Origin of the sequence: Sorangium sp. So ce117 (assembly GCF_051524395.1) — a bacterium.
GTDB classification, from domain to species: domain Bacteria; phylum Myxococcota_A; class Polyangia; order Polyangiales; family Polyangiaceae; genus Sorangium; species Sorangium cellulosum_B.
Genome location: NZ_CP150309.1, coordinates 12,915,193 through 12,942,092 on the forward strand (window position 1 = coordinate 12,915,193; position 26,900 = coordinate 12,942,092).

Below are 26,900 nucleotides of genomic sequence, written 5' to 3' on the forward strand. Positions count from 1 at the left end.
GGCTGGACAAAACGCACGTTTCGGAAGAGTGTTCGCGCCGAGGTGCACTGTGGCTACCTGGCGTGATGAGCTCATCGAAGCCGTGAAATCGAAGGCGGAGCGCGAGACTGAAGAGCTCGCGCGGCACAAGAAGCGGGTCGCCGAGGCGCTCGCGGCCGCGGAGTCGGCCGTGTCGCTGGGGGCCGAGTCGCTGAAGTTCGCGCACGAGAGGCTGCAGGAGAAGGGGCAGCCCATCGCGTTCGCCCAGGAGCAGGACAAGCACCGGCTCGCGCTCGGCGACTTCAGCCTCTCGCTGGAGCTCCTGCGGGAGTCCGCGATCGTCCGGGTGACGTTCGGCGACGGCAAGCCGCGCGAGTTCGACTTCGCGAAGGACCGCCACATCGCGCCCGCCGACGTGGAGGAGTACATCGGCCGTCGCGCGCTCGAGCTGGTCCGCGCGGCGCAGAAGGCGTCGCCGTGGTGAGCGCCGGGCGCGCCGCGGCCCCGCTGTCGCCCCGCGCATGGGGTCTTCGCCGCGCCTTCGCCGCCGGCCTGCTCGCCGCGGTCGCGGCGTGCGCTCCGCCGGCCGCGCCGCCCCGCCAGCCTGACGCGCCGCCGGCCTCGAAGCCTGCCGCGCCGGCGCCCGCCGCGCCGGCCTCGGTGGAGGTCGATCCCGCCGCGGAGGCGCGGATCGCGGCGGACGTCGCGTACCTCGCGTCGCCCGAGCTCGCGGGGCGCGGGACCGGCGAGCCCGGCGCCGATCTCGCGGCCGAGTTCATCGCGCGCCGGTTCGCGGAGCTCAAGCTCTCGTCGCTGGGCGGGCCGGGGAGCGACGCGAAGGCGTACCGGCAGGTGTTCGACGCGCGGGTCGGCGCCGACGTGGCGCCCGCGGCGCTCGCGGTGCAGCGCGCGGGCCGGAAGCAGAGCGTCGAGGCCGGCAAGCTGGTCACGGCCGACGGGAGCGCGAGCGGCACGGTGTCGGGGGCCGCGGTGCTCGTCGGCCATGGAGTGACCGCGCCGGCGCTCTCCTGGGACGACTACGCCGGCCGCGACATCGAGGGGAAGATCGCGATCGTGCTCGACGGCGTGCCCACGCTGGACGGCGGCCCGGGTGGAGCGGCGCAGGCCGGCGCGCACGGCGGCGCTGCGCCCGGGGGACCGCACGGCGGCGCTGCGCCTGCGAATCCGCACGGCGGCGCTGCGCATGCCGGTGCAGCGCACGGCGGCGCTGCGACCGCGGATCCGCACGGCGGCGCTGCGCATGCCGGTGCAGCTCCCGCCGGCGCGCACGGCGGCGCTGCGACCGCGGATCCTCATCATCATGCTCCGCGGCCGGCGGACGCGCTCCGCGACTTCGGCAGCATCCGCTACAAGCTCCGCACCGCCCGCGAGCACAAGGCCGCCGGGGTGATCCTGGTCGCGGCGGGCGACGAGCTCCCGCGGGTGTCGGACGACGCGGCGAGCATGGGCATCCCGGCCGTGGTGATCACGCGCTCCGCGGCCCGCGCGCTCTTCCCGGCGGCCGGGCTCGCGCCGCCCGCGAAGCCGGCCGTGGCGAAGCCGGCAGACGCGAAGCCGGCCGCCGCGAAGCCCCCGGCCGTGAAGCCGGCCGCGACCAAGGCCGCTGCGCCGAAGCCGCTCGACGGCACCACCATCGAGATCACGACCAAGGTCACCGCGCGGATGGCGCCGGCGTCGAACGTGATCGGCCTGCTCCCGGCGCGGGACGGCTCGCCTCATGCCGGTGAGTACGTCGTCGTCGGCGCGCACTACGATCACCTCGGCTACGGGGGCACGTCGTTCTCGCGCGCGCCCGGCGTGCATGCGGTCCATCCGGGCGCCGACGACAACGCCTCGGGGACCGCGATGCTCCTGGAGGTGGCGCGGCGGTTCGCCTCGCTCCCCGAGCGGCCGGCCCGGAACCTCCTGTTCATCGCGTTCGGCGCCGAGGAGCTCGGCACCATCGGCTCGCGCCACTTCGTCGATCACCCGCCGGCGCCGCTCGCGGGGATGAAGCCGATCGTGGCCATGATCAACGCCGACATGGTCGGCCGGATGCGGGACGACAAGCTCCTCGTCGACGGCCTGGGGACCTCGCCCGACTGGAAGTCGATCGTGGACGACGCCGCCCGCGGGCTCGGCCTCACGCTCCAGTTCGGCGTCGAGGGCTTCGGCGCGAGCGATCACGCGTCGTTCACGGCGTCGCGCGTCCCGATCGCCTTCCTGTTCACGGGCGTCCACGAGGACTACCACCGGCCGAGCGACACCGCGGACAAGATCAACGCCGCGGGCGTCTCGCGGTGCTCGGTGCTCGCGGCGCGGATGGCGCTCGCCCTCTCGCGGCGCGACGCGCGCCTCGCCTTCACCGACGCGCCCGCCGACCCGCACCGCAGCATGCGCGGCGGCTTCCGCGCGTCGCTCGGCACGATGCCGGACTACGCGTACCAGGGGCCCGGCGTGAAGCTCACGGGCGTGCGGCCCGACGCGCCGGCCTCGCGCGCCGGCATGCAGGCGGGGGACGTGATCGTGCGCATCGGCGCCCACGCCGTCACCAACATCCACGACTTCATGTTCGCGCTCGGCGATCTCGAGCCGGGCCGCGAGGTCGAGATCGAGGTGGATCGCGGCGGGACCCGGGTGCCGCTCAAGGTCATCCCCGCCCCCGGCCGATGAGCCGGCGCCATCGCCGCGCCGCGCCGCCGGTCGCGCCACCTCGACGGCGCAGGGCCCCACGCGGGCCCTGCGCGGTCAGCCTCGCCTTCCTCTGCGGCCTCGCGGCCGCGATGTTCGCCTGCGACAGCCCGCCGCCCGCGGCGACCGACGCCGTGGCCTCCGGAGGGCCCGAGCGCGCCGGCGCAGCTGCGGATGCCGAGCCGGCGCCGCCCGACGCCGCTGCGGCACAGCTGTCGGACGCCGCGGCGGAGCTGTCGTTCACCCCGGCGGAGCCGCCGGATGCCGCGGCGGAGCTTGTCTACACCCCGGCGGAGCCGCCGGACGCCGGGGCAGCGATGTCGTACGTGGCAGCGGCGCCGGACGCCGCGGCGGCAGCTCTCGACGGCGGCTCGCCGGACGCGGGGGCGGAGGCGCTCGACGGCGGCGCTCCGGACGCGGGGCTGCCCGGCAGCTCCGAGGGGTGCCCGGACGACATGGTCCTCGTCGAGGGCGACTACTGCCCCGTGGTCGATCAGATCTGCCTGAAGCACCACAAGGAGTTCGAGAAGGACCAGGAGCGACGGGCGACGCCCTCCAACGAGGCCGAGGGCCCGACCACCGTCAGCGAGCGATGCCTCGAGTACAGGCGCCCGAGCGAGTGCCTCTCGAAGAAGCGCGCGCCGATGCGGTTCTGCGTCGACCGGTACGAGTGGCCCAACAGGAAGGGCGAGCTCCCGGCGCTGCTCGTCTCGTGGCGCCAGGCCGTCAAGGCGTGCGAGGGCGTCGGCAAGCGCCTCTGCACGGAGGACGAGTTCAACTTCGCCTGCGAGGGCGAGGAGATGCTCCCGTACACGTACGGCTTCGCCCGCGACGCGACCAAGTGCAACATCGACCGGCCCTTTCGCCAGCGCGAGGTGACGCTCTTCCACTACGAGCGGTGCATGCGGCACCCCAAGTGCAAGGCGGAGCTCGAGCGGCTCGATCAGCGCGTGCCTGCGGGCTCGATGCCGGCGTGTGTGTCGCCGTTCGGCGCCTACGATCTCAACGGCAACATCAACGAGTGGGTCGTGCGGCCGGGCCGCAAGTCGCCGGAGCGGAGCGGGCTGAAGGGCGGCTGGTGGGGCCCCATGCGCGGCCGCTGCCGCCCCACGGTGGGGTTCCACAAGGAAGAGGACTACGGCTACGAGCAAGGGTTTCGTTGCTGCAAGGATGCTGCGGCGCGGTGAGCGCGCGGTGGCGCGTCCTTTTTGAGGGGCGCGCGGCCGCCGACCGGGGGTACGCTCCTGTCCAGCGGGCCCGCGGCGCGGCGCTCGCCGGCGAAGGGCCTGCGGTTCCTCCTCCGGGGGCCGGGGCTCAGATCTCAGCGGCGGGCCGTCACCGGCTCGTCGCTCACGCGGGGAGAGCCCCGCACCTCGAGGAGACCTTGATGAAGCGATCCATGTGGTTCACCAGCGCGCGCTCGGCCGCCTCGGTCGTCCTTGCCCTCGGAGGCCTCGGGCTCCTGACCTCCGCGTGCAGCCGGGGCCGAGACGCCGAGGATCCGTCGGATCCGCAGTACAACGCGTACAACCAGCAGCAGCAGGGGTACCAGCAGCCTGGGCAGTACCAGCAGCCTGGGCAGTACCAGCAACCTGGGCAGTACCAGCAGCCTGGGCAGTACCAGCAACCTGGGCAGTACCAGCAGCCGGGGTATCAGCAGCCCGGGCAGTACCAGCAGCCGGGCACGACCGCTCCGGCGACGACGGGGCAGCCGGGTCCGCTCGCTCTCCCGTGTTCGAACGACATGGTCTGCGGCACGCACAAGTGCAACACGGCCGTGGGCAAGTGCGCCTTCCCCTGCGCGGCGAACACCGACTGCGCGGCGGGCTTCTCGTGCATGGGCGCTGGCTCGGCGACGGCGATCTGCGTGCCCGGCGGGCAGTAGGCAGCGCCGGGGCCCGGCGGCACGACGGCTGCGGCGGCGTTCGGAGGGCCTGAAGGGAGCGCCACCTCTCGCGCTGCTGCAGGGTTCGGCTCTCGCCATGGCAGCCGCCTGGCGACCGGATCCGGTTGTCCGGAGGCAGCTGGCAGCCTCCCGGTAACCGGATCCGGTTGTGCGCGAGCAGCTGGCAGGTGGTGGGGTGCTTTGGCCGAAGGTGGGTTTTTTTGAACCGCCATAAGACGCCAAAAGACGCCAAGGGAAACACAAATATATCAGCGTCTTTTGACGTCTTGGCGGACCCACCATTCTGGCAGATTGGGGTAAGTGCCCCACCACCAGCTGGCAGCACACAGGGAGACAGGGAGGAAAGATATATATATATAAATCAATGTGAAGAGGCGAGAAGGGACCATCCTTCGTGGCTTTTCGCTTGTGGCGTCTGCCTGCGAACAATGCTTGTGTCATGAACTGTCGCTCGTGGGCTTGAGCTTCGCGAGGCAAAGGCCACTTCCACTGACCTGCAAGGGAGCCAGGCTCGACCTTGGTTATCGACTCGACGTTGTCGTCGAGGAGAAGCTCGCCATCGGCCTGGCCGCTATGGACACGTTTCGCCGCCCGCGTGGCTGTGCCACCCTGTCAGCGCTTCAACCATGCCGGCGCCGGAAGAAGACCCCACGCTCCCGCCGGAGCGCCCCGGCCCGCTTGCCGCGGGCCCGGCGCAGACGAGCGACCCGGCGTCGACGACGACGCCGCCGGCAGACGCCTCGGCGCCGACTCGGCCCCTCTGTCCGGCCGAAGGGGAGGCGCACGCGTCTGACACCGAAACGGAAGGGGGCGCGCCCACGCGCGGCGCCGCGGTCGAAGCGGCCGGGGTTCCCGTCGCTGCGTGGAGCCGTTACGAGCTCGTCCGTCCGCTCGGGCGGGGCGGCATGGGGGAAGTGGTCGAGGCGCGCGACAAGCGCCTGGGCCGAGCGGTCGCGCTCAAGTTCATTCGCGGGGCCGACCCCGACCGCGCCCTGCGCCTCTTGCAGGAGGCCCGCGCCCAGGCGCGCATCGACCACCCGAACGTCTGCAAGGTCTACGAGGTCGGCGAGGTCGCGGGCAAAGCGTACATCGCGATGCAGCTCGTGCGCGGCCGGAGGTTCGACGAGGCGGCGAGCGAGATGTCGCTGCCCGCCAAGGTGCGCGCGATGCGCGCGGTGGCCGAGGCGGTGCACGAGGCGCACAGGCTCGGCATCGTGCACCGCGATCTGAAGCCCTCGAACATCCTGATCGAGCGGGTCGAGGACGGGAGCTTCCACCCGGTGGTCGTCGACTTCGGCCTCGCCTACGAGGCCGGCGGCGAGCAGAGCCTCACCGAGACCGGGGCGCTCCTGGGCACGCCCGCGTACATGGCGCCCGAGCAGGCGCGCGGCCAGGTGCACGGCGCCGACCAGCGCTCGGACGTCTACGGCCTCGGCGCCACGCTCTACCAGCTCCTCTGCGGCGTGGCGCCGTTCGATGGCGCCACCCCCGCCGCCACGCTCCTCAAGGTGCTGCACGAGGAGCCCCGACCCCCGCGCGCGCTCGCGCCCGAGCTGCCCGCCGACCTCGAGACCATCACCCTCAAGTGCCTCCACAAGGAGTCCGAGCAGCGCTACCCCACGGCGAGGGCCCTCGGCGAGGACCTCGGGCGCTTCCTCGACGGCGAGCCGATCCTCGGCCGGCGCCCCCGCCTGGCCTTCCGGCTGAAGCGGCTCGCGCGCAAGCACCGCGCGCTCGTGGCCGTCTCGGCCCTCTCGCTCGCGCTCATCGCGGCGCTCGGCGCCCTCGGCCTGCGCTCGCAGCTCGAGGCGCGGCGCGCCCGGGCCGAGGCGGCCGAGCGGGCGAGGCTCGGCGAGGAGATCGGACAGGAGGTCAAGGAGATCGAGTGGTTCTTGCGCGCCGCCTACGGCCTGCCGCTCCACGACACCGGCCGCGAGCAGGCCCGCGTCCGCGAGCGCATGGCGCGCATCGCGGCCCGCCACGTCGAGACGGGCGGCGCCGGCGCGGGGCTCGCGCGCTACGCGCTCGGGCGCGGGCACCTGGCCCTGCTCGAGTTCGACGCGGCGCGCGAGCAGCTCGAGCGCGCCCGTGCGCTCGGGGTCGACTCGCCCGAGCTCCACCACGCGCTCGGGCGCGCGCTCGGCGAGCTGTACCGCCGCGCCCTCGAGGACGCCCGGCGCAGCGGCGGCGCCGCGTGGGTGGCCGGGCGGCGGCGCGCGCTCGAAGAGCAGTACCTCCTGCCCGCGCTCTCCGCGCTCGAGAAGAGCCGCGGGCTCGGGCTCGAGTCGCCCCACCACCTCGAGGGGCTCATCGCCCTCTATCGCCGCGACCACGCCGCCGCCGCGCGCGCCGCCGAGCTCGCCGGCCACGAGGCGCCCTGGTCGTACGAGGCCTACCGGCTCGCCGGCGACATCGCCCACGCGCAGGCGGTCGATCGCTTCGATCGAGGGGATTACGACGGCGCGCGCGCCGATCTCGAGCGGGCGGTCGCGCGGTACGACGAGGCGCTCGAGGTGGGGCGCAGCGACGCGCTGGCGTACGAGGCGCTCGCCGTGGCCTGGCTGAAGCGGGCCGAGGTCGACGAGCGGCAGGGCAGGCCCCGCAAAGAAGCGCTCGAGCGCGCCCTCGATGCCTCGGGCAAGGCGGTGCGGGCGGCGCCGGGGCGCGCTTCGGGCCACACCCGGAGGGCCCAGGTCCTGATGAGCTGGTATCAGCTCATGAAGGACGAAGGCGGCGGCCTCGAGCCCGAGCCCATCCTCGAGGAGTGGCTCGCCACCGCCGCGCGCGCCATCGAGCTCGACCCGAGCGACGTGTACGCGCACGACGCCGCGGGGCTGGCCCACTTCACGCGGGGGTTCGAGCAGGCGCGCGCCGGCCTCGATCCGGGCCCTGCCTGGGACGAGGCCCACGCCCGGCTGACGCGGGCCCTCGAGCTGGAGCCCAACTACCCCTGGGCGCTCAACGATCTCGCGAACGTCCACCGCTGGAAGGGCAACCACCGGCGCGACAAGGGCCAGGACCCGCGCCCCGAGTACGCCGAGGCCGCGCGCTCCTATCGCCAGGCGATCGAGAGCGATCCGAAATACCTCTTTCCCTACTGGAACCTCGGCGATCTCTACAACGACTGGGCCTCGTACGACCTCGCGCACGGGTTCGACCCGCAGGACACGGTGCAGAGGGCGCTCGAGATCGGGCGCCGGGCCCTCGCGCTCGACGCCCAGTTCTACCAGGCGCTCAACCAGGCCGCGGTGGCCGAGCTGACCCTGGCGCAGCACCTCGCCGGGCGCGGCGCCGACCCGCGCCCGCCGATCGAGCGCGCCTTCGCCCACCTCGACCGATCGCGCGCCATCAACCCCGCCGCGGGGCGGACCTCGTCCTACCGCGCCGAGGGCCACCGCCTGGCCGCGCTCCACGCGCTGCGCTCGGGCGGAGACCCGAGCGACGATCTCGAGGCCGGGCGGGCCGCGCTGGCCGACGCCTACCGGGCAGAGCCGAGCTGCCTCGGCTGCCTGCTCGCGGGCGCGCAGCTCGGCGCGGTCGAGGCGCAATGGGCGCGGCAGAGAGGGCGCTCGCCCCTGCCGGCGCTGCGGCGGGCGCGCGACGACGCGCGGCGGGCCATCGAGATCTACCCCCACGCCGAGGGCCACGTCGAGCTCGCGCGCGCCTGCTGGCACCTCGCGCGGGCGTCGTCGCCGGCCGAGGCCCGCGGCGCCGCCGACGAGGGGCTGAAGCACGTCGAGCAGGCGCTGCGCCGCGATCCGCTCCTCGCGCACGCCCACGCCGTGCGCGGCGGGCTCTTGCTCTCGCGGGCGCGCGGGGCGGCCGACGCGAAGGCGCGCCGCGAGGAAGCGCGAGAGGCCCAGGCCTCGCTGGGGCGCGCCTTCGAGCTCGACCCGCTGCTCCGGCGCGAGTACGCCGAGGCGGCGCGCGAAGCGGAGCGAGGAGCCGAGGGCGCCGCGCCGGGCGCCGCCCGGCCCTAGTCTCGACTCGGGCACAGCTGCCCGGTGTCAGGCAGATGTGCCCACGTCGAGACGGGTACCGCGGGTCAGAAATCCCGCCAGAAACATCGGTCGATGACGAGCGGTCGCCGGAAACAGTAGCGATTTTCATGGTTTCCGCCTGTCTCCCCGCCGAGGGCGGCTCCAATGTTGCCCAACGGGGCGCCCTCCGTCGCCGCGTCGTCAACGGGGCCGCGTTCACTCCACAGTCTGCGGCGGCAGGAACAGGGTGGGCCGCCGGTGCCGGCGCTCGATCAGCGCGTAGGTAAAAGAAGCCGGATCGCAGCGCGAAGCAGTGTAGCGCAGCAAACCGAAAGGGTGGGACCGTGAGCGTGGTCCGGGCGGCGCCGAGCGCGCTACGGGGCGCATCGGCGTGCCGTGGGCCTACGTGTCCGTCCGGGCGTTGGTCTGGCCCGGGAGGCGCGTCGCGAGACGCTATGCGGCGTCACCGGGCGCCTTGCGGCGCAGAACGGTGCTCTTCCAGTACGGCGGCCCTCGGTTGGGAGAGCGTGCTGGAACATCGGTCGGTTCGCCGAGCGCGGAGAGGAAGCGGGCGATGTTCCTTGGCTCGGTCACCATGGCGACGAGCTTCATCCGCCCCTTGCAAGCTGGGCACTCGAGGACGTCGATCGCAAATGTGCGGCGCAGGAGCTCGGCCCACGGCCGATAGCCGCCACGCGCCGGGGTGCTCGGCTCGACGCAGATGACCTCGCGGGTCATCACCTCCACGACCAGGGTGGTGGCCGGATTGCGCCGGGCCAGGATCACCCGCGTCATCACGTCCCGTTCGCTGAGGATGCCGCTCGGGGACGAGTCGATGCTCACGAGCAACGCGCCCACGTGCCTCGCGCACATCAGGGCGGGCGGGTGGTCGGCATGATCTCGATCGGCAATCTCGTGCACTGGGCGAGCCGCGAGCAAGAGGCCGAGATCAAGATGCTCACCGAGTACGTACAGGGCGTATATAAGGGGCAATCCCCCGCGGCGGCCTCCAGCGGACGCGCGCGGGGCGCGTCCAGGGGGCGACGCGGCGATCGGCGGGAGCGCGCCCTGCGCTGGTATCGAGCAGTCCCTCAGCGGCCGCCGCACGGGCCATCCAGGACGGCGAGCCAGGCTCCGCCCTCGCAGACGAGGGCGACAGCTCTTCCGTGACTATCCTTGACGCAGACGTCCTCGTCCGTGTCGGCGCAGGCACAGCCGACCGCGCCGAGATCGTACGCCCTCTCGAGGTTCTGCGTGGGGCTGAAGCACACGGGAAAGAGAGGCGCGCACGGGCCATCCTCGACGGCGTCCCAGCGCCCGTCGTTGCAGACGAGGGCGACCCCGCGCCCGGTGCTGTCATCGACGCACACGTCCTCGTCCGCGTCGGTGCAGGCGCAGCCGACCGAGCCTGGCTCGTACGCCGTGTCGAGGTTCTGCGTGGGGCTGAAGCACACGGGAGGGAAAGGCGCGCACGGGCCATCCTCGACGGCCTTCCAGCGCCCGGCGTCGCAGACGAGGGCGACGCCGCGCCCGCTGCTGTCATCGACGCACACGTCCTCGTCGGCGTCGGTGCAGGCGCAGCCGACCGCGCCTGGCGCATACGCCGTGTCGAGGTTCTGCGTGGGGCTGACGCATTCGCCACCGTCCCCATCCACGGTACAGGAGAACATCTGCGCTGACAGGACCACACCGGCCAAGAGCCTTGCTGAGAGTTTCATAATTCACCTTCCTCTGCGCAACGGCATTGCAAGATGAGGGCCGCCGAAAAAAAGCCCGGGAACTCCAGCTCTTGCGTGTGGCATGGCTGTCTCGCTCTGGCACAACTCGCTGAAATCGTGCGGTGATCGCTGTCGGGTCTTCCGGCCGTGATCCGCGGGCCCACGGGGCGGACAGGAGGAGCCGAACGCGTGAGCCGCGGCGCTGCCCGGCCCACGCGTCTGCCGCGCTGGCGCTCGCATTGGCGGCCCCCCGAGGCCGGCTCGTTCGTGCTCGGCCTCGTCGTCTCAGCGCTTCGCCGCTTCCTTCGGCGCTGCCAGGGTCGCGACCGGGCCCGCGGCGCCGGCGCCGTGCGCCCCGACGCTCCGCTCGACGTCCAGCTTCAGGCGGGTGATCGCGTCGTAGAGCTCGCCGGCCGACTTCTCGTTGATCGGGTCCCCAGGGCTGAAGAGGTCGGCGTTGAAGAGGAGCTTCTCCGCGGGCAGGTACACGACCACCATCCCCTGCGCGTGCTCGGTCTCGATCACGTGGAGCTCCACCTCCCGTCTCGCCGGATCGGTGAGCCGCTTGAGGGACTCCACCTCGTCGATGGCGACCGGGACCTTCGCCTGCTCCAAGCGGTCGGGGCTGACAGTGTGCGGCCGGGCGAACACGTCGCGGAAGAAGTCGGCGCCCGCCTTGCCCACCGAGACCGTCACCCCGCCCTCGGCGGCGATCCCGCGGATCCCGCCCGAGTGATCGTAGTGGAAGTGGGTCGCCACGATCCGCTTGAGCGGCTTGCTCGACAGGCGCTTGATCTCCTCCAGCACGCCCGCGGTCCACTCCTCGTAGAGAGGCGCCTCGACCAGCACGAGGTGATCGCTCATCTCGATGAGCAAGCTGTGGTGGGTGGTCCCTGTCAGGAGATGAACGCCCGGGGCGAGCTCCGCGGACTTCGGGGTGCCGGTCTGTATGTCGTAGAAGATGGGCAGTCCCATGAACCCGAAGCTGAGGAGCCACTCCGACGAGCGCTGCGCGAAGACGGCGTGCCCGTGGTCGTGGGGCGCGGCCGAGGTGTCCCCCAGCAACGCGTAGAAATCCGCGTCCGTGCCGACGTTGAGCTCGATCTTCGAACGCACCTCCTTGTGGATATCCAGGCCGCCGACCCGGAGCGTGACGGCGTGGGGCAGCGTCAGAGCGCCGACCTTGCGGTAATCTCCGTAAATCGCCTCGACGGTGGCGTCGCCGATGGGGGGATGATCCTCGGTGGTCTCGCTCTTCACGGGCAGGTGGCTCGCCGGGTCGAGGAACATCCGGACGTCGGGGCGCCCGGCCAGCGTGATCCGCAGGACCTCGAGCTCTTTCCCGTCGACCTCGGCCAGGCCGTCGGCCCGGATCCCTCCCTCCTCTGCGAGCGCCCGGCGGAGGAGGCGCAGCGGCGACACCAGGTCGGCGTGCTTCTCCGCGCTGGCGACGCGCGCGGCCGGGATCGCCAGAGGGGGCGTCGGCCCGGCCGCGAAGACGTTGTCATGGCCGGCCACGTAGCCGCGCCCGCCGCTCCTGACCTCGGTGAAGGCGAGCTCCGCGCGCCTCGGGAACGCGGCGTCGACGTTGAGCTCGGTGCGCGCCCTGTCCGCTCCGAGCTCGGTCGTCGCCGTCATGGTGAACTCCGAGACCAGCCACGTGGTGCCGGGGACGCTCGACTCGCCAGGATCGAAGCGCTCCCCGCTGGCCGTGATCCTCTCGTTCGTGGTTGCCTCGATGGCGTCGCGCCTGCCGAGCGCCGCGACGAGCCTGTCGGTCGGCGAGCCCGCGTCCCCGCCGGCCGTGCCGCCGTCGTTGCATGCAGAGAGCGTCAGGACCCCTGCCAGCGCCGCTCGCGCGGCGACGACCCCCAAACCCGTGCGTCGATGGACGCTGCTTTGAGCTGGTCGCATGTTGTCCTCGTTCGAATCCAGATGACCCGACGGGAGGATGGCCACGGCGTCATCGGCGGCCATGTCCTGGAAGACACGGTGCATGTCCTGCCGAGCGCGTAGGTAAAAGAAGCCGGATCGCAGCGCGAAGCAGTGGTAGGTAAAAGAAGCCGGATCGCAGCGCGAAGCAGTGTAGCGCAGCAAACCGAAAGGGTGGGACCGCGAGCGTCGTGATGGCTCGGTCCTGGGCCGAAAGAGCGTGGTCCGGGCGGCGCCGAGCGCGCTACGGGGCGCATCGACGTGCCGTGGGCACACGTGTCCGTCCGGGCGTTGGTCTGGCCCGGGAGGCGCGTCGCGAGACGCTATGCGGCGTCACCGGGCGCCTTGCGGCGCAGAACGGTGCTCTTCCAGTACGGCGGCCCTCGGTTGGGAGAGCGAGCTGGGACGTCGGTCGGCTCGCCGAGCGCGGAGAGGAAACGGGCGATGTTCCTTGGCTCGGTCACCATGGCGACGAGCTTCATCCGCCCCTTGCAAGCTGGGCACTCGAGGACATCGATCGCAAATGTGCGGCGCAAAATCTCGGCCCACGGTCGATAGCCGCCACGCTTGCGTTTCGGAGCGGCGTCATCGTCCGCCTTCTTAGGCTCTTGTGGCTTCGCAGGGCGCGGTCCGATGCGCTTGCGCCATGGACTTGCCGAGGCGAGCACGCCAGCGTGCTTGACGGTGTGAAAGCGCGGCGGCGGGACGCTGGCCGCGAAGCGGCACAGGAGCGAGAGCGGATCCATGTCCACCGCGACAGTCCCGTCAGCGAAGGCGCGCTTGAGCGAGAGCCGCAGCAGGCCGTCCTGCTGCGGCTCGACGCGCTCCTTTGCGATCGGGGGTCGCAGCACGTAACGCAGCAGCGCCTCCCTCGCCGCGGCATGGTGCGCACCGGCGCGCGTCGCTGCGTGCAAGGTGAAGCCGTCGAGCGCAGCGCACAGCGGCTTGTCGTACGCGAGCGCGCTCGGAGAAGACGGCGAGAGCCCGCGGAGCCGTTGCGGGGCGACGACGTATGGCGCGGCTCTCGTCCCGGCCTCCCCGAGAGCGGGCTTCACAAGGCGATCGGCTACATGGTCAACATGTGGCTCGGCCTGGTGCTGTTCCTCGATGATCCCGAGATCCCGCTGGACAACAACGGGACGGAGCGCGCCGCGAGGGCGCCGGTCATCGGCAGGATGAATCACTACGGCTCGCACTCGCTGCGCGGGACCGAAGTCGCGGCGACGTTCTACAGCCTGGTGGAGAGCGCGAAGCTCAATGGGCTCGAGCCGCGCTTCTACCTGCGCGTCGCGACACGCGCGGGGCTGCGGCGCGAGACCGTGCCGCTGCCCCACGAGGTGAAGGCGATGCTCGCGGCGGGGAAGCTCGATCCGAACGACTTCGAGGATCACACCGAAGAGATCGTCCGTGCGGCGCTCGCCGCCGCGCGTGCCGCGCCGGCGGCGGACCCAGCGGACGTCGCAGATCTGACGGGTCGCTGAGTCGCCCTCGCGGCGCGGAGCTGCGCGCGACACGGCGGTGTGGCGCCTGCTGATGACCGCCGTGACATGCCCCGGTCCAGAGGGGGACGCGCACCCGTGTGTGAACGACGTGCCGCCGGCACTCACGCGCGCGCGCGATTACACGATCTCGAGGCGCTCGGGGGACGGGCCAGGGCGAGGACTTACGCCGGACGATGGACGCGAAGCGCGGTTCGAGGCGAAGCGCCGTGGGCCGCTCACGGTGGAGCTCGATGGTTTCAACGTCGAGGCGGCGGTGCGCATCGAGGGCTACGACGACGAGGGGCGCGAGCGGCTCGTCCGGTATTGCGCGCGTCCCTGCTTCGCTTTGGAGCGGCTCAGCATCCTCCGCGACGGTCGGGTGGCCTATCAGGTGAAATACCCGCGGCGAAAAGGAACGCATCGGGTGATGACGCCGATTGTGTTTTTCGCGAGGCTCGCCGCGCTGGTGCCGCCGCCGCGCCATCCGCTGGTGCGCTACCACGGTGTGCTCGCGCCGCATGCGAAGCAACGCAGCCTCGTGGTGCCGAAGGCGACGGGGAAGGCGCGTAAGGGCGAGCAGCGCGCCGGAGCTGATAGCGCGGGCAGCGATGACAAGAAGAAGACGACGACGATCACGCCCTTGCCGGCGAGGCAGGCGCCGAAGGGGCCGGCGAGAGGCATGGAGACGCCGTCGCGCAGAGGAGACGAGCGAAGCGAGGCGGCGCCGTCGGCAGTGTCGGAGCGAGGCGCTCGGGACGTGGCGGTTGGGGCGCTGCTGACGATGGTGCATGGCGCGGTCGAGCGCGAGCGGGTGTCGACTGCGCTGGGCGCTGTACTGCCGTGGGCTGATGTTGGATTCGTGTCGGAGGGGATCTCGGTCCGGCATCTTGATCGGCTGCTGGATGGGCTCCTTCTGGCGACGTCGCCTCGCGTCGAATGGGCGAAGCTTTTGCGGCGGACTTACGCAGTAGATGTTCTCGCGTGCCCGCGATGCAGCGGGCGGATGCGACTCATGGCCGCGATCACGGACAAGGCGACGGCGAGGAAGATCTTGAGCCACCTCGGTCTGTTCGCCGAGCCGCTGGAGTGCCGCGCGCGGTACCCGGCGGACCCCGCGTGACGAAACTGAAAGGGGAGGGACGCTGCTCGACGACGTGGCCGGGGGGAGGTCTGCCCTGAGGTGCGTGCGCCGGCCATCACGACGCGCCGCGAACCGCGACGGCGGCCGTTTGGACGAGCTCAGTAGTGCACAGCTATACGGTAGGATGCCTTCCGCTTGGTGCCAGTAGTGTACAGCTATACGGTAGGATGCCTTCCGCTTGGTGCGACGTCGCGGTAATCGCAGGCGTCTCACGAGTGGAAGGCCTGTCTGATCGCATAAGGCCCGTTCTGTCGATAAGCTCGTACAGTCGGACTGCACGAGCCAGGAACGGCTCCGAGAATCTTGACTTTGCGGAACGCGTTTGCTTGTCCTATCCGCCAAAGCGCTTGACGACGCTGAGCGGCTGGGCGAGGACAGAGTCACCATGAGGCGTTGGCTACTGGCTTTGGGTGTGTGCGTTTCCACCGCGGCGTGTGGTAACGGATCGAATGGGGACGCTGCCGCGAGCGGGGGCGCGGTTGGCACGGACAGCGGTGGGACGGGCGGCGGGGGCACGGCCTCCGGTGGTGCGACGGGCTCTGGGGGAACGGCCGAAAGCGGCGGCGCATCCAGCGGCGGCGCATCCAGTGGTGGGGCTGGCGGCTCGGGGTCGGGCGGCTCGAGTGGGGCCACGGGTGGCGCGGCTTCGGGCGGGCAAACGGGCAGCGGCGGCCAAGGAAATGCCGGAAGCGGCGGCACGACAGGTAGCGGCGGCTCGGTCAGTAGCTGCGTCGGCGACCCGTTCCCCACGGCCGATCCTACCAAGACGGGCCCCTTCTCGGTCACCGCAGACAAGAACGTCGGCCCCCTCGCCGGCGTCGTTCCCGATCCGATCTATGGGGACGAGCAACAGCGCTTCAACGTGTACCGCCCGAGCAATATCGCAACCAGCGGCCACTGCCATCCGATCCTGATCTGGGCCAATGGCTACCGGGACAATCCGGAGCAGAAGCCGCCGAAATGCGTCGTCAACTCCGGCAGCAATCAGTGGTGCGGACAATACGGACCGATCGTCAACCATCTCGCGTCCCACGGTTTCGTCGTGGTGGCTTCTCTCAGCACCGCGACCGCCGAAGGCGATCCTCTTCCCACGACCGCGGGCCTCGATTGGATCTTGGAACAAGCCGAGGATGCGAGCAGCCCGTACTATCACGCCCTCGACACCACGAAGATCGGCCAGCTTGGCCATTCCTATGGGGGCATGTCGACTTGCAAGACGGCCTCCGATCCCCGTTTCTCGGCCCTCGGCACGATTTGCGGCACCACTGCCCTCAAGGGAGTGCACACCCCCATGTTGTTCTTCTGCGGGGGGAAGGACTCCACGGTGAAATGCAGCGGGGTCCACGATGTCTTCAAGACGGTCACCGATCAGCCCGCGTTCTTCCTCAACGAGCTCAACGCGGATCACGGTAGCTGGGTCTATCAGGGCGCAAATGGCGTGTCCCTGTCGTCGGCCGCGGCCTGGTTCCGCGTTCATGTGATGGATGACACAGCGAACAGGAACTTCTTCTACGGCGACAACTGCAAGTTCTGCACCGATGGCCGCGTGCAAGCAGAGCAGAACGCCCTGATGAAGGTCCCCTGAGCGACGGGGCCGATCTGGCTAGGCTTCACTGACTCACGAACGTCGTCACGCTCATGGCTTCGAGGGCCATCGGGAGCGTGGCGTCCGTTACGGTGACGGGAGTTCCTTCGGCCCAGTTCTTCGAAGCGGCGGTCACGAAGGGGACCATCGCGCTTGGCGCGGTGCCGCCTGAAGGCGAGGGGAACGGTCTGGGCGGAGGTTGTCTCGTTGATGGCGACGACGACGACTTTGCCGCTGTCGTTTGCGTAGGCGCTGACGAGGACCTTTTCTGGGAAGACGCCGGTGACGGCGACGCGGTGGTAGCCGGGGCGAATGTAGCGGGTGAAGTTTCCGAACGTGTAGTAGCGCTTGGTGGTGACGCTGCCTGACTGCTGAATCAAGCCTTCGTTCGTGGTGTTGCCCGAGTACCACCACCAGAGCCAGGCGTTGGCTTCGCCGACCACGAGCGCGCTGTGCACCCAACGGGCGATGGCCACGCCGTTCTCGATGGTGTTGCTCGGTCCCTGTTCCGGCCACCACTTCACGCCGGACATCTCGGTCTGCCAGACTTCCTTGTCGCCCCGAGGCGGGACATCGTCCGGCCCGGGGTAGGCGACCTGAGTGTCATATTGGTGGGTCCCGAGGATGTCGAAGGCGGCCCACGCGTCCGGGTCGGCAGCGAGCGCGTGCCGGTTCGCGAGGCGCGTAGGAGTGCAGCCCTTCACCGCGGGCGACGCGACGGCCGAGGGCGCCCCGTTGGGCCACACCAGAGCCGCCCTCGACGGCGAAACAGGCGGAAGCCATGAGAATCGCTACTGTTTCAGCGACCGCTCGTCATCGACCGGTGTCTCTGGCGGGACGATTCCGCGGGGGCGAACCGTCGCGATCCGGTGCTTTGCCCCGAATTTCAGGGAGGCGTGACGACGGATCGCTGCCCGTCGGTGGGGTTGGGCCCAACCCGGGCCCAACCGGCGAGCCTCGATCCTGGGAAGCTCGCGTCGGCCGACGCGTCGCCTCGGGCCCTCGTGGTTGCCTCGCTCGCCGGCCCCCTGAACCGCGCCGTCGCCCTTGGGGATGAGGAGGCGGCGCGGATCGTTCACGAGGCGATCGGTCGGCTGCTCGGCCTGGTGCCAGCACCGGAGGGGAGAGAAAGGTCGCGCCTACGGTAGCAAGCCGCATTGACGAGGCGCCCGGATAGGGCAGGTGCGGAGATCCGCGGAAACCGAACTGTCTTGGCCTTGGCCGGCACTGTCGGAGATGGCGGCCGATGTGGCACAGGACAGCTATCCAGCGAGCTCCGACGCCACGAGCACGGGGACGTCCGGCGGGGGCGGCGGCTTGCCCGCTTGCGATGATGGGCAGACCTTCTGCTCCGGATCCTGCGCGGACACGAGCTCCGGCATCGCCCACGCATCGTGAGCGAGCTGATCGAGTCGGCACCACTCATGGCGTGTCTGTCGGATCGCGAGCGGCTTCTCCGCTCGATGCTGCGCCGTGCGACCGGGCAATGTGCTCTTGTCTTTGTTGAGCGCCCCACGCGACATTCGCTCGCTGGCCTTGCGGACGCTGGGTAGAAGTCGCGGATGCTGGCGGCGGCCTGCGGCCGCCAGGCCTGATCCGCCGGCGCCCTACCAGCCTGCCAGCCGGGGGACGAGCACCCGGATGCTGACGCCGGCGATGAGCAGGCAGCCGGCCAGAAACAGCATGGGGGCGAGCTGGCTGCCGGTCGCGTCGTAGATGCGCGGCACCACGTTCTGGGCCACGAAGCCGCCGAGGTTGCCCACCGAGTTGATGGCGGCGATGCCAGCGGCGGCGTGCGGGCCCGCGAGGAGCTTCTGGGGCACGCTCCAGAACACCGGCTGGCCGGCGAAGATGGCGGCGGCGGCGACGCACAGCAGGGCGAACTTGGGCGCTGCGCCCGGCACGACCACGCTCAGCACCAGGGTGACGGCGCCCAGCAGCATGGGGCCGGAGATGTGCCAGGCGCTGACGCCGTTGCGGGCGGCATGGCGCGGCACCCACCAGAGCGCCAAGGCGACGAAGACCCAGGGGATGACGTTGATGAAGCCGTTCTGGATGTTCGAGGCGCCGAAGCCCTTCACGAGAGTGGGCAGCCAGTAGCTGAGGCCGTAAGCGCCGAGCGGCAAGCCGACATACAGGCCGGCGAGCGCCATCACTCGTATGTCCAGCAAGGCCCGCCAGGGGGAGCCTTCCGCCTGTTGGCGGGGCTCCGCGGCGAGGGTCCTGGCGAGCCAGGCCTTCTGGTCGGGGGTGAGGAAGCGGGCCTGCTCGGGGTGGCTCGGCAGGCGCCAGAGGACGTAGGGCGCGAGCAGGACGGCGGGAGCGCCGGTGGCCACGAACACCCACTGCCAGCCAGCCAGTCCCAGGAGGCCGTTGAGATCGAGCAGCGCGCCGCCGACGACCGAGCCCACCGCGTTGGCCACGGCGCTGGCCATCATGAAGGCGCCGATCATGCGGGCGCGGTGCGCATGCGGGTACCAGAGGGTCAGGACGTAGAGCACGCCCGGGAAGAAGCCGGCCTCCGTCACGCCCAGCAGGAAGCGCAGGACGAAGAACATGGCCGGGCTCTGGGTGAACCCCAGCGCGATGGTGACGAGGCCCCAGGTGCCCATGATCCGGCTGAACCAGACCCCGGCGCCGACGCGGACGAGGATCAGGTTGGCCGGCGCCTCGAACAGGAAGTAGCCGAGGAAGAACAGCGAGGCGCCGAGGCCGTATGCGGCTTCGGTGAGGCCCAGGGCGCCCACCATCTCCAGCTTGGCATAGGAGACGTTCTGCCGGTCGATGTACGCGATCAGGTACATCAGGCAGAAGAGCGGCATCAGGCCACGGGTGATCCGCTTCAGGGTCGCGGCGCCGATGTCCGGGGTCGCGACGCCCATGTCCGGGGCCGCGGGGCCCATGTCCGGGGCCGCGCCCCCTGCGTGCTGCATGCCATCCTCCAATGCTCTCGATAGGCTAAGAAATCCAAACTCGATCCGAAAGTCAAGCTCCTCTCGTAGCGGCCGTCCAATCGTACAGCCACGCTGCATGCGATGGTTGACATGCGCTTGGCTGTGGGTTGCCGTGTCGCCGCTCCGCGGAGCGGCTACTCCTGCGAAACAGCCATCTAAGCGGATAGGAAACGATAGAGCTCTCGCCCGTGTCAAGCGCCGCGGGAACGGCGCCTGGCGAGCCGTCTATCGCGCATCAAACACCCGCTCGCCCCGTCGCAGGGCCCGCGCGCCGTGCATTGGGTGCAGCTCTGGCTCGACGGACCGCGACGTGCGTTCGCCATGACGGGCTCGGGCCGGGTGCCCACCTACGCCGCGTCGAACCCGAACGCCATCGGTTCCCACGTTGGATCGCGCGCGGGTGCTGCCGTTCGGGGCTGCGAGGGCAAGTTCAGATGATCGAGGATGCGGCGCACCACCGCTGAGTCGGTGATCGTGGGAAGCACGCGCATCCTCCGTTCGCATTTCGGGCAGCGGAGCGCATCGATCCTGCGAACGTAAAGGCGAAAACCGGCCGGAGAGCGGGATCGCGTGCTCGATAGCGACGTGGTCGCCTGTCACGACGACGCGCTCGATCAGCAGCCGGACGAGGCGTTGCCGGCCGACAAAGTCCAGCTTATCCAGTCCTTCCCGCAGCGTCGCCGCAAAGGACGTGAGGTCGTCGGCCAGCTGATTGAGCCGAGTTTGGTTCTGGTCCTGGGCCGCAATCTCCTCGATGCGAACGCGCACCGCGCGCTGCTCGGCATCAAGGCGATCGCGACGCGCCTTGAGCTCCTCGACGGATATCGCGCCAGCCTGGTAGGCGTCGACCAGACGTTCGATTTGAGTCTGGAGCTTGCGCTCGGCGCTCTCGAGACGGGCGCGGTCACGGCGACTCTGGTCCTCTCCCGCGCGGCTGGAACGCCATGCCTCGATCTCTTGCAGCAGCATCTCCGGGGACTGAATCCACGACACCAATGCGTCCCACACCACCGCATCGAGCTCGTCTCGACGGATGTACTTGGCTTTGCACCGCTTGTCATGGCCGCGCACTTCGGCGAGGCGGCGGCGGCATCCATAATAGAAGTACTCGTAGGGCACGCCGGACCGCGGGGCCTGTCGATGGCCCTCCATGCGCCACCCGCATTCACCACAGACGACGAGCGACCGCAGAAGGTAGTCGTACTTGAGATGCCGCGGCGCCTGCCATCGGTGTTTCGCGAGGATTGTGCGAACCTCGGCTTGCTCCTTTTCGTCGACGATCGGAGGGACCGGAATGACGAGCCACTCCTGCTTCGGACGGAAGCGACTGGAGCTCTTGAGGTGCTTTCGGTACGACCCCGGCTTTCTCGGCCGTTCCGGTTCGACGGACATCCGGCGACCGTAGGTCGCCATGCCAGTATACGTGGGGTCGGTCAGCACCCCATAGATGCGGCCCTCGGTCCACCGCGCCGCCCTGCGAGGACGTATCCCCTGTGTGTTCAGTCGCCTGGCGACGGCGCGTGAGCTGAGGTCCTCCTCGCGCACCCACCGATACATCGCCCGTACGTGCTGTGCTTCGACCTCGTTGATGACGACTGTGCGTCGCAACCCGTCCGCAGAGCGTTCGATGGCGTAGCCATAACGTGCGACAGAGCTGTAAGGGAGCATCTGCCCGGTACGCAGCTTGTGAAGACGACCGCGACGCGTGCGCTCCATGATCTTCGCGCGCTCATACTCGGCGATGACGCCCTGCATCTGCACGAGCAGGCGGTCCTCGGCGCGCTCGGTCGCGGGGCATTCTACGAAGTGCACGTGGACTCCGCAGCGCGTCAGCTCCTCGACCAACACAACCTGATGCACGTAGTTGCACGCGAGCCGATCGGGCTCGTACACCAGCACCACGTCGATCAGCCCATCGGTCGCGGCGTCGCGCAACGCGTCCAATCCCGGCCGATCGAGGCGTGCACCACTTATGCCGTCATCGATGTACCGTCGCTCTGCCGGCACCGTGAGCCCCATGGCGGTCGCTGCCTTCTCGAGCGCCTCGATCTGCGACGCCACCGTTTTCTCCTGTTCCTGCCGCGCCGTCGAGACGCGCGCATAGAGGGCGGCTCGTTGGCTCATGGTCTCTCCTTTCGTTGCCGTTGCTGTTGCTGGCGTTGTCTTCGCTGCTCCTCTTGGCTCCGTCGTCCCCGCTCCTGCGCAGCCCGATCGGGGGGCTTTCCGCGGCGTCGATCACGAGGCCGACCGCCAGGCTGAGCCGAGATGAACCGTCGGGCTGGGGGCGCGATCTCCACTCGATCCTCCACGCACGCTTGGTCATGGATCCCCGTCATCCTTTCGGGGACCCCCTCACGACCCCAGGCCCTCGACGGGAGAGGCCGATCCGCGGCCTCATTCCCACCTTTCCCGGGAGTCCTGCGGATCTTGAATACCCGCCGATGGAGCACCAGCCTCAGCAGGTTTTTATGGTTTTCGTTCGCAGGATGTGGATCGCAAATGTGCGGCGCAAGAGCTCGGCGCGGTTTGTCGACCGCCCGATAGCCGCCACGCTTGCGTTTCGAAGCGGCGTCTTCGTCCGCCTTCGTAGGCTCTTGTGGCTCCGCAGGGCGCGGTCCGATGCGCTTGCGCCATGGACTTGCCGAGGCGAGCACGCCCGCGTACTTGACGGTGTGAAAGCGCGGCGGCGGGACGCTGGCGGCGAGCCGGCACAGCAGCGAGAGCGGATCCATGTCCACCGCGACAGTCCCGTCAGCGAAGGCGCGCTTGAGCGAGAGCCGCACCAGGCCGTCCTGCTGCGGCTGGACGCGCTCTTTTGCGATCGGGGGTCGCAGCACGTAACGCAGCAGCGCCTCCCTCGCCGCGGCATGGTGCGCACCGGCGCGCGTCGCTGCGTGCAAGGTGAAGCCATTGAGCGCAGCGCACAGCGGCTTGTCGTACGCGAGCGCGCTCGGAGAAGACGGCGACAGCCCGCGGAGCCATTGCGGGGCGACGACGTATGGCGCGGCTCTCGTCCCGAGACGGCGGAGGCACAGAGCGCTGCCTCGGGCTCGTCGTCCTCCTCGACGTCGTGCTCGATGTCGAGATGCCCGTGCCGCCGGAGGTAATGGAGCATCCGCCCGACGGCGTGCTCCAGGACCTGACCGACCTCGCGCGTTCGCAGGTGACCGAGTTCGTTCCACACGAGCTCGGTGCCGTCTTCGTGATAAGCCCCGTCGAGGAAGACCACGTGCAGATGCGGATTGAGCCGCATGTCGCCGGACGTGCGTTGCACGACGGTCACCGCGCCGCTCTTGACCGCGCCGCACGCGCCTCGGCGCGCGGCGCCACCGGCAGCCCGAGCAGCCGTCCGATCGCCTCGTGAACGACCCGGGCCGCCACCTCATCCCCGAGGGCGACGGCGCGGCATAGGGTGCTGGCGAGCGAGGCGACCACCGCAGCCCGACGCGACGGATCGGTCACGGCGAGCTCCCCAAGCCCGGGGCTTGGCCGCTGGGCCCGGGGAGCTCGCGACGTCGATCCATCGCCTCGAGCCGCCGTGGTTGCGTCGCTCGCCGCCACCCTGAGCCGAGCCGTCGCCCTCGGGGACGCGGAGGCAGCCCGGGTCGTGCACGAGGCGATGGGTCAGCTGCTCGGGCTGCCGATGGCACCGGAACGGTGAGCAAGCTTGGGGCTCGGTGATCGGGATCATCGGCGTGGACAGCTCCGCTAGCCGGCTCTGCTGCACCCGGATGATCTCCTCCTGCAACGCTGCGCGCTCGCGCTCTCGCGTTCTCGCGTTCTCGCGCGCCGACATATCGAGCGCGAGCCGGGTGCTCGGCGAGCGCCTCCGCCGCCGCGGCAGCGAGCGTCGCGGCCCGCCGGCCCCCGGCCCGCCACTCCGCCATGGCGCCGCCATGGGCGATAGCCCGGCGGGTTGTCGAAATTCGCGGCGAAAACGCGCCCTCACCGCGTGGCGTGCGGTGTCGGCGCCGTGTGGCCAGCGCGCGCCATGCTCGAGCTTCGACGAGGAGAGGCTCAACTCGGAAGACGTGGCGTTGGTGATCGTCCAGTTCGTGCTGCGAGCGGCCGTGATTCATTCCTCCATTCTTGGATGAGAGCGAGATGATCCGTGGCTACCGGGCTCCCTGTAGTCGAGGGTACCCAGGACCTCCTAAGCGCCCACGCACACGGCAATTGCAGCCATCGTGCCATTGGGGGGCTGGAGCGATTCAAGGAGATACGTTGAATCCGCCGTTGGATCTGGGTCGCGCGGCAACCGCTTACCGGGGACGATTCGTCCGGCAAGTATTTGCGCGCCAGTGACGGCAGGACGTTGCCGGCGAAGCGGCGCGCGGTTCCGAGCCGGCGAAGCACGCATTTTCTGCTCCCCGCTCCATCACACCTCGATGCGCGCGTGGGTCGCGGCGCAGAACCGTAGCTCGACTGCGGGAAGTCGGGCTGGGATGCGAACCGCCTTGACGCCACGCGGCGTCGGGGGCTACCCGTTGTTTGGTCCACGCTACCAGAACACCGGCCGCCGCCCCCGGCGACGCCTCAGCAACCAGTCCTTACCGCGCGCCGCCTCCCCCGCCCGCCGGCACCAGCGCCAGCACCCGCGCCGGCGCGCCGCTCCCGCGCGCGAGCGGCAGCGGCGCGACCATCACGACCGCCCCCGTCTCCGGCAGCTGGTCCAGGTTGGCCAGGTTCTCGATATGGTACCCGCCGGCCCCGAGGAACGTCTTGTGCTGTTCGAACGTCTGGCTCGGCCCGGGATCGGTCGAGAGCGTGTCGATCCCGATGCCGCGCACGCCGCGCTCGTGCAGGTACCGGCTCGCCTCCACCGAGACGCCGGGAAAATGCATGACGCCCTTTGCGTCCTGGTTCTGGTACCGCGCGGGATCGCCCCAGCGCGCCGCCCAGCCGGTCCGGACGAGCACGATATGCCTCGGGCCGAGGGCCCCGTGCCGCGCCTCCCAGCCGCGGAGGTCCTCCACGGTGAGCTGATGATCCGGGCTCGCCGCCACCTTCGCCTTCACGTCCACGACCGCCGCGGACCCCACGAGGTGCTCCGGCGCGATCTGCTCGACCGTCGCCGTCCCGGTCTTGAAGTGCGCCGGCGCGTCCACGTGCGTGCCCGCGTGCTCGTCCATCGAGAACCGGTTGATGTAATACCCGTCCTTCTCGACCGTCCCCAGCGTCTGCGTGGCGTACGGCTTGCTCCCCGGGAACAGGGGTATCTCCGGCGTGATCGGGTGCGACAGGTCGACGACCCGCGCCGACGCGAGATCGATCCCTCCCAGCGCCCCCTGCGCGGCAGCCGTCCCCCCCGCCGCGCCGCCGCCCTCCGCCGGCACCGCCGCCGCGGCGGCCGGCGCCGCCGCCGCGCCAGCGCCCCCCGCCGCGCCCGGCCCCCCCGCCGCGCAGCCCGCGAGGGCCACCGCCCCCGAACACACCACGCCGGCCGCTGCCCGCCTGGCGCTCACCTGGAACGAGAACGTGCTGAGTTCACCCGCCTTGTGCATGGCGCCCATGTCACCACAGGCCCGCCCACACCACAAGGCGCGGTGCCGCGGCTCACACCTCGTGCAGCTTCACCCGGCGCCGCAGGTGGTTGATCAGATCGATGCGCGTCACCAGCCCCACGAACTCGTCCCCGTCCGTCACGATCGGCACGAGCCCGGCGTCGAACATCGGGAGCAGGTCCCGGATCGGCGTGCGCACGTCGACGGTCCGGAGCCGCGTCGTCATCGCCGTCTCCACCGGCTGCTGGAAGCGCGACGCGTCGTCCACGGCGGCGAGCAGCAGGTCCGACTCGTCCAACAAGCCGACGATCTTGCCGTCCTCCAGGACAGGCAGCTGCGACACGTCATAGAGCTTCATCCTCGCGTAGGCGACGAGGAGCGCGTCCCCGCGCTGCACGGTGACGATCGCCCTCTCCGAGTGGCGCCGCGTGATCACGTCGCGCAGATCCCCTGTCGGCTGCCGATCGGTGAAGCCTTGATCGGCCATCCAGAAGTCGTTGTATATCTTCGAGAGGTACTTGTTGCCGCTGTCGCACTCTGCACGTGGTCTTCCTCGACGGGGCTTATCACGAAGACGGCACCGAGCTCGTGTGGAACGAGCTCGGCCACCTGCGAACGCGCGAGGTCGGTCAGGTCCTAGTGCCGCCCCGCAGATTTGACGATCCGTTTCGCTCGGCTCGTGCGTCTGGGTGGGCGTGAGGGAAGAACAGTGCCCAGACCGCTGCGCTCACCGCGATGATCTGCGGGCCGCCGCCCGAAGGGCGGGCGCGATGGACCATTGCGCTGGTCACCGACGAAGCCGAGCGCAGAAAGATCGTTCGCTCGGTTAGCCGAGAGACCATACGCGAGGACCCTCGCCGACCAGGACATCAAGCCCTGGCGGGAAAAAAATGTGGTGCGTTCCGAAGATCGACGAGCCGTTCGTCGAGCGGATGAAGGACGTGCTGGAGCTGTACGCCCGGCCCCACGACCCGAGCGAACCGGTCGTAGCGCTCGATGAGCGTCCCGTCGTCCTGCACGACAACGCAAGGCCCGACAGGCCGATGCGCCCAGGAAAGCCGCGTCGCATCGACTACGAGTACGTGCGTCGGGGAACGGCCAACATCTTCTGCATCGTGGAGCCGAAGACAGGGCGCCGTCTCACCCACGCGACGGAGGACCGGACGCGTCCGTCCTTCGCGCTTGCCGCCGAGCGTATTGCCCGTGCCTACCCACGGGCGTGTCGGATTCATCGTTGAATTGACCTGCGGCGCGAAGCGCCGTCAGGTCCAATTCTGTGTTGGGCGGTGCCTGGTCGCGCATCATGGGATCAGACATCCCAGAGCCGCCTCTTGCCGGGCTGAGAGCCGCCGCTTGCCGCAGCAGCGGTCGTGGTCGCGCCGTACCTCTCCGCCATGGCGCCGCCAGGTCCCGCCGGCTTTCGTCCCGCTGAATTCCCCGCGGAGCACGAGCGGCGCGGCTTTCGAGCGCCGAGAGCGGCGCTTCTCCGCGGCGTGCGACGGGTTCGACGTGCATTGCGCGGTGCGCATCGCAGCGGATGACGGCGGTCGACGACCCGCGCGCGAGAGGCTCGTGCGGTACTGCTCCCGCCCGGCCTTCGCACTCGATCGAATCGAGCTCCTGCCCGATGGGCGTATAGCGTACTTGCTGAAGACACCTCGGCGGGGACGCACTCTCCGCGTCATGAATCCAATGGAGTTCATGGCCCGGCTCGCGGCTTTGATTCCTCCGCCGAAGATCCCGCTTGTGAGATACCATGGCGTGTTCGCGCCTCGCTCGTCGTGGCGCTGTGCTGCCCGAGATGCGAACGGAGGATGCGCGTGCTTTCCACGATCACCGACTCAGCGGTGGTGCGCCGCATCCTCGATCCTCTGAACTTGCCCTCGCAGCCCCGAACGGCAGCACCCCGCGGGCCAGAGCTCTATGGTTTCCTATCCGCTCGATCGTGCAGTCGTCGCCGACGACGAGCCCGTTGCAGGCCTCGACCCACTCCGGCGGCGGCTCGAAGATAATGCAGGATTCTTACGTT

General features: G+C 70.3%; 21 protein-coding genes and 2 pseudogenes. 12 read left to right on the forward strand and 11 right to left on the reverse strand.

The window, feature by feature from the left end; translation table 11 throughout:
• Nucleotides 1-82: 82 nt before the first annotated feature.
• From WMF46_RS48580 to WMF46_RS48605, 6 genes and pseudogenes are all read left to right on the forward strand, one after another.
• The gene (locus WMF46_RS48580) at nt 83-463 is read left to right on the forward strand and encodes a hypothetical protein (RefSeq protein WP_437983474.1); all 381 of its coding nucleotides are present in this window, start codon (nt 83-85) and stop codon (nt 461-463) included.
• The gene (locus WMF46_RS48585; RefSeq protein ID WP_437983475.1) at nt 460-2,652 is read left to right on the forward strand and encodes a M20/M25/M40 family metallo-hydrolase; all 2,193 of its coding nucleotides are present in this window, start codon (nt 460-462) and stop codon (nt 2,650-2,652) included. Before WMF46_RS48580 ends, WMF46_RS48585 begins: the two co-directional genes overlap by 4 nt.
• 110 nt (nt 2,653-2,762) lie before the next feature.
• A complete protein-coding gene (locus tag WMF46_RS48590) occupies nt 2,763-3,857 on the forward strand; it encodes a formylglycine-generating enzyme family protein (RefSeq protein ID WP_437983476.1) in 1,095 nt (364 codons plus the stop codon).
• Nucleotides 3,858-4,057: 200 nt separating this feature from the next.
• Complete coding sequence (locus WMF46_RS48595; protein WP_437983477.1) at nt 4,058-4,555, forward strand: hypothetical protein; 498 nt, start codon at nt 4,058-4,060, stop codon at nt 4,553-4,555.
• 429 nt (nt 4,556-4,984) lie between these two features.
• Nucleotides 4,985-5,152: pseudogene (locus WMF46_RS48600) on the forward strand (GxxExxY protein); the annotation flags it as partial.
• A gap of 50 nt (nt 5,153-5,202) precedes the next feature.
• Nucleotides 5,203-8,556 carry a protein kinase domain-containing protein gene (locus tag WMF46_RS48605; protein ID WP_437983478.1) on the forward strand — a complete coding sequence of 1,118 codons (3,354 nt, stop codon included), beginning with the start codon at nt 5,203-5,205 and terminating at the stop codon, nt 8,554-8,556.
• A 453-nt stretch (nt 8,557-9,009) separates the two neighbouring features.
• Here WMF46_RS48605 and WMF46_RS48610 read toward each other — a convergent pair whose 3' ends face one another.
• The 4 genes from WMF46_RS48610 to WMF46_RS48625 form a co-directional block, all read right to left on the reverse strand.
• Nucleotides 9,010-9,414 (reverse strand): hypothetical protein, encoded by a 405-nt coding sequence (locus tag WMF46_RS48610; protein ID WP_437983479.1) that lies wholly within the window; start codon nt 9,412-9,414, stop codon nt 9,010-9,012.
• A gap of 233 nt (nt 9,415-9,647) precedes the next feature.
• Complete coding sequence (locus WMF46_RS48615) at nt 9,648-10,274, reverse strand: hypothetical protein (protein ID WP_437983480.1); 627 nt, start codon at nt 10,272-10,274, stop codon at nt 9,648-9,650.
• 285 nt (nt 10,275-10,559) lie between these two features.
• On the reverse strand, nt 10,560-12,272 hold the full coding sequence (locus tag WMF46_RS48620) for an MBL fold metallo-hydrolase (protein WP_437983481.1): 1,713 nt from the start codon (nt 12,270-12,272) through the stop codon (nt 10,560-10,562).
• Nucleotides 12,273-12,529: 257 nt separating this feature from the next.
• A complete protein-coding gene (locus WMF46_RS48625; RefSeq protein ID WP_437988024.1) occupies nt 12,530-13,147 on the reverse strand; it encodes a transposase in 618 nt (205 codons plus the stop codon).
• On the opposite strand from WMF46_RS48625, the gene WMF46_RS48630 reads away from it, so the two are divergent.
• The 3 genes from WMF46_RS48630 (at nt 13,088) to WMF46_RS48640 (ending at nt 16,413) form a co-directional block, all read left to right on the forward strand.
• Nucleotides 13,088-13,687: an IS66 family transposase gene (locus WMF46_RS48630; RefSeq protein WP_437983482.1), complete on the forward strand. Its 600-nt coding sequence runs from the start codon at nt 13,088-13,090 to the stop codon at nt 13,685-13,687. The two genes, WMF46_RS48625 and WMF46_RS48630, sit on opposite strands and share 60 nt — an antisense overlap.
• 52 nt (nt 13,688-13,739) lie before the next feature.
• Entirely contained in the window at nt 13,740-14,807 is a 1,068-nt protein-coding gene (locus tag WMF46_RS48635; RefSeq protein WP_437983483.1) for a transposase, read from the forward strand.
• Nucleotides 14,808-15,213: 406 nt separating this feature from the next.
• Entirely contained in the window at nt 15,214-16,413 is a 1,200-nt protein-coding gene (locus WMF46_RS48640; RefSeq protein WP_437983484.1) for a poly(ethylene terephthalate) hydrolase family protein, read from the forward strand.
• On the opposite strand, the gene WMF46_RS48645 is transcribed toward WMF46_RS48640, so the two are convergent.
• The 5 genes and pseudogenes from WMF46_RS48645 to WMF46_RS48665 form a co-directional block, all read right to left on the reverse strand.
• Complete coding sequence (locus WMF46_RS48645) at nt 16,338-17,117, reverse strand: glycoside hydrolase family 30 beta sandwich domain-containing protein (protein ID WP_437983485.1); 780 nt, start codon at nt 17,115-17,117, stop codon at nt 16,338-16,340. The two genes, WMF46_RS48640 and WMF46_RS48645, sit on opposite strands and share 76 nt — an antisense overlap.
• Before the next feature lie 903 nt (nt 17,118-18,020).
• On the reverse strand, nt 18,021-19,295 hold the full coding sequence (locus tag WMF46_RS48650; protein WP_437331109.1) for an MFS transporter: 1,275 nt from the start codon (nt 19,293-19,295) through the stop codon (nt 18,021-18,023).
• A 297-nt stretch (nt 19,296-19,592) separates the two neighbouring features.
• Entirely contained in the window at nt 19,593-21,491 is a 1,899-nt protein-coding gene (locus WMF46_RS48655) for a recombinase family protein (RefSeq protein ID WP_437983486.1), read from the reverse strand.
• Entirely contained in the window at nt 21,488-22,402 is a 915-nt protein-coding gene (locus WMF46_RS48660) for a transposase (RefSeq protein ID WP_437988025.1), read from the reverse strand. The genes WMF46_RS48655 and WMF46_RS48660 overlap by 4 nt, the downstream gene beginning before the upstream one ends.
• A 59-nt stretch (nt 22,403-22,461) precedes the next feature.
• A pseudogene (locus WMF46_RS48665) lies at nt 22,462-22,620 on the reverse strand (transposase); the annotation flags it as partial.
• 424 nt (nt 22,621-23,044) lie between these two features.
• Between WMF46_RS48665 and WMF46_RS48670 the strand changes: the two are divergent.
• Nucleotides 23,045-23,464, forward strand: a complete 420-nt coding sequence (locus WMF46_RS48670) for a hypothetical protein (protein WP_437983487.1) — start codon at nt 23,045-23,047, stop codon at nt 23,462-23,464.
• Nucleotides 23,465-23,917: 453 nt separating this feature from the next.
• Here the strand turns inward: WMF46_RS48670 and WMF46_RS48675 are convergent, their stop codons facing one another.
• Complete coding sequence (locus tag WMF46_RS48675; RefSeq protein ID WP_437983488.1) at nt 23,918-24,871, reverse strand: cyclase family protein; 954 nt, start codon at nt 24,869-24,871, stop codon at nt 23,918-23,920.
• 52 nt (nt 24,872-24,923) lie between these two features.
• Entirely contained in the window at nt 24,924-25,358 is a 435-nt protein-coding gene (locus WMF46_RS48680) for a CBS domain-containing protein (RefSeq protein ID WP_437983489.1), read from the reverse strand.
• Between the two features lie 403 nt (nt 25,359-25,761).
• Here WMF46_RS48680 and WMF46_RS48685 point away from each other — a divergent pair, with 403 nt between their 5' ends.
• The gene (locus WMF46_RS48685; protein ID WP_437983490.1) at nt 25,762-26,109 is read left to right on the forward strand and encodes a hypothetical protein; all 348 of its coding nucleotides are present in this window, start codon (nt 25,762-25,764) and stop codon (nt 26,107-26,109) included.
• Entirely contained in the window at nt 26,075-26,746 is a 672-nt protein-coding gene (locus tag WMF46_RS48690) for a transposase (protein ID WP_437983491.1), read from the forward strand. The genes WMF46_RS48685 and WMF46_RS48690 overlap by 35 nt, the downstream gene beginning before the upstream one ends.
• Nucleotides 26,747-26,900: the final 154 nt, after the last annotated feature.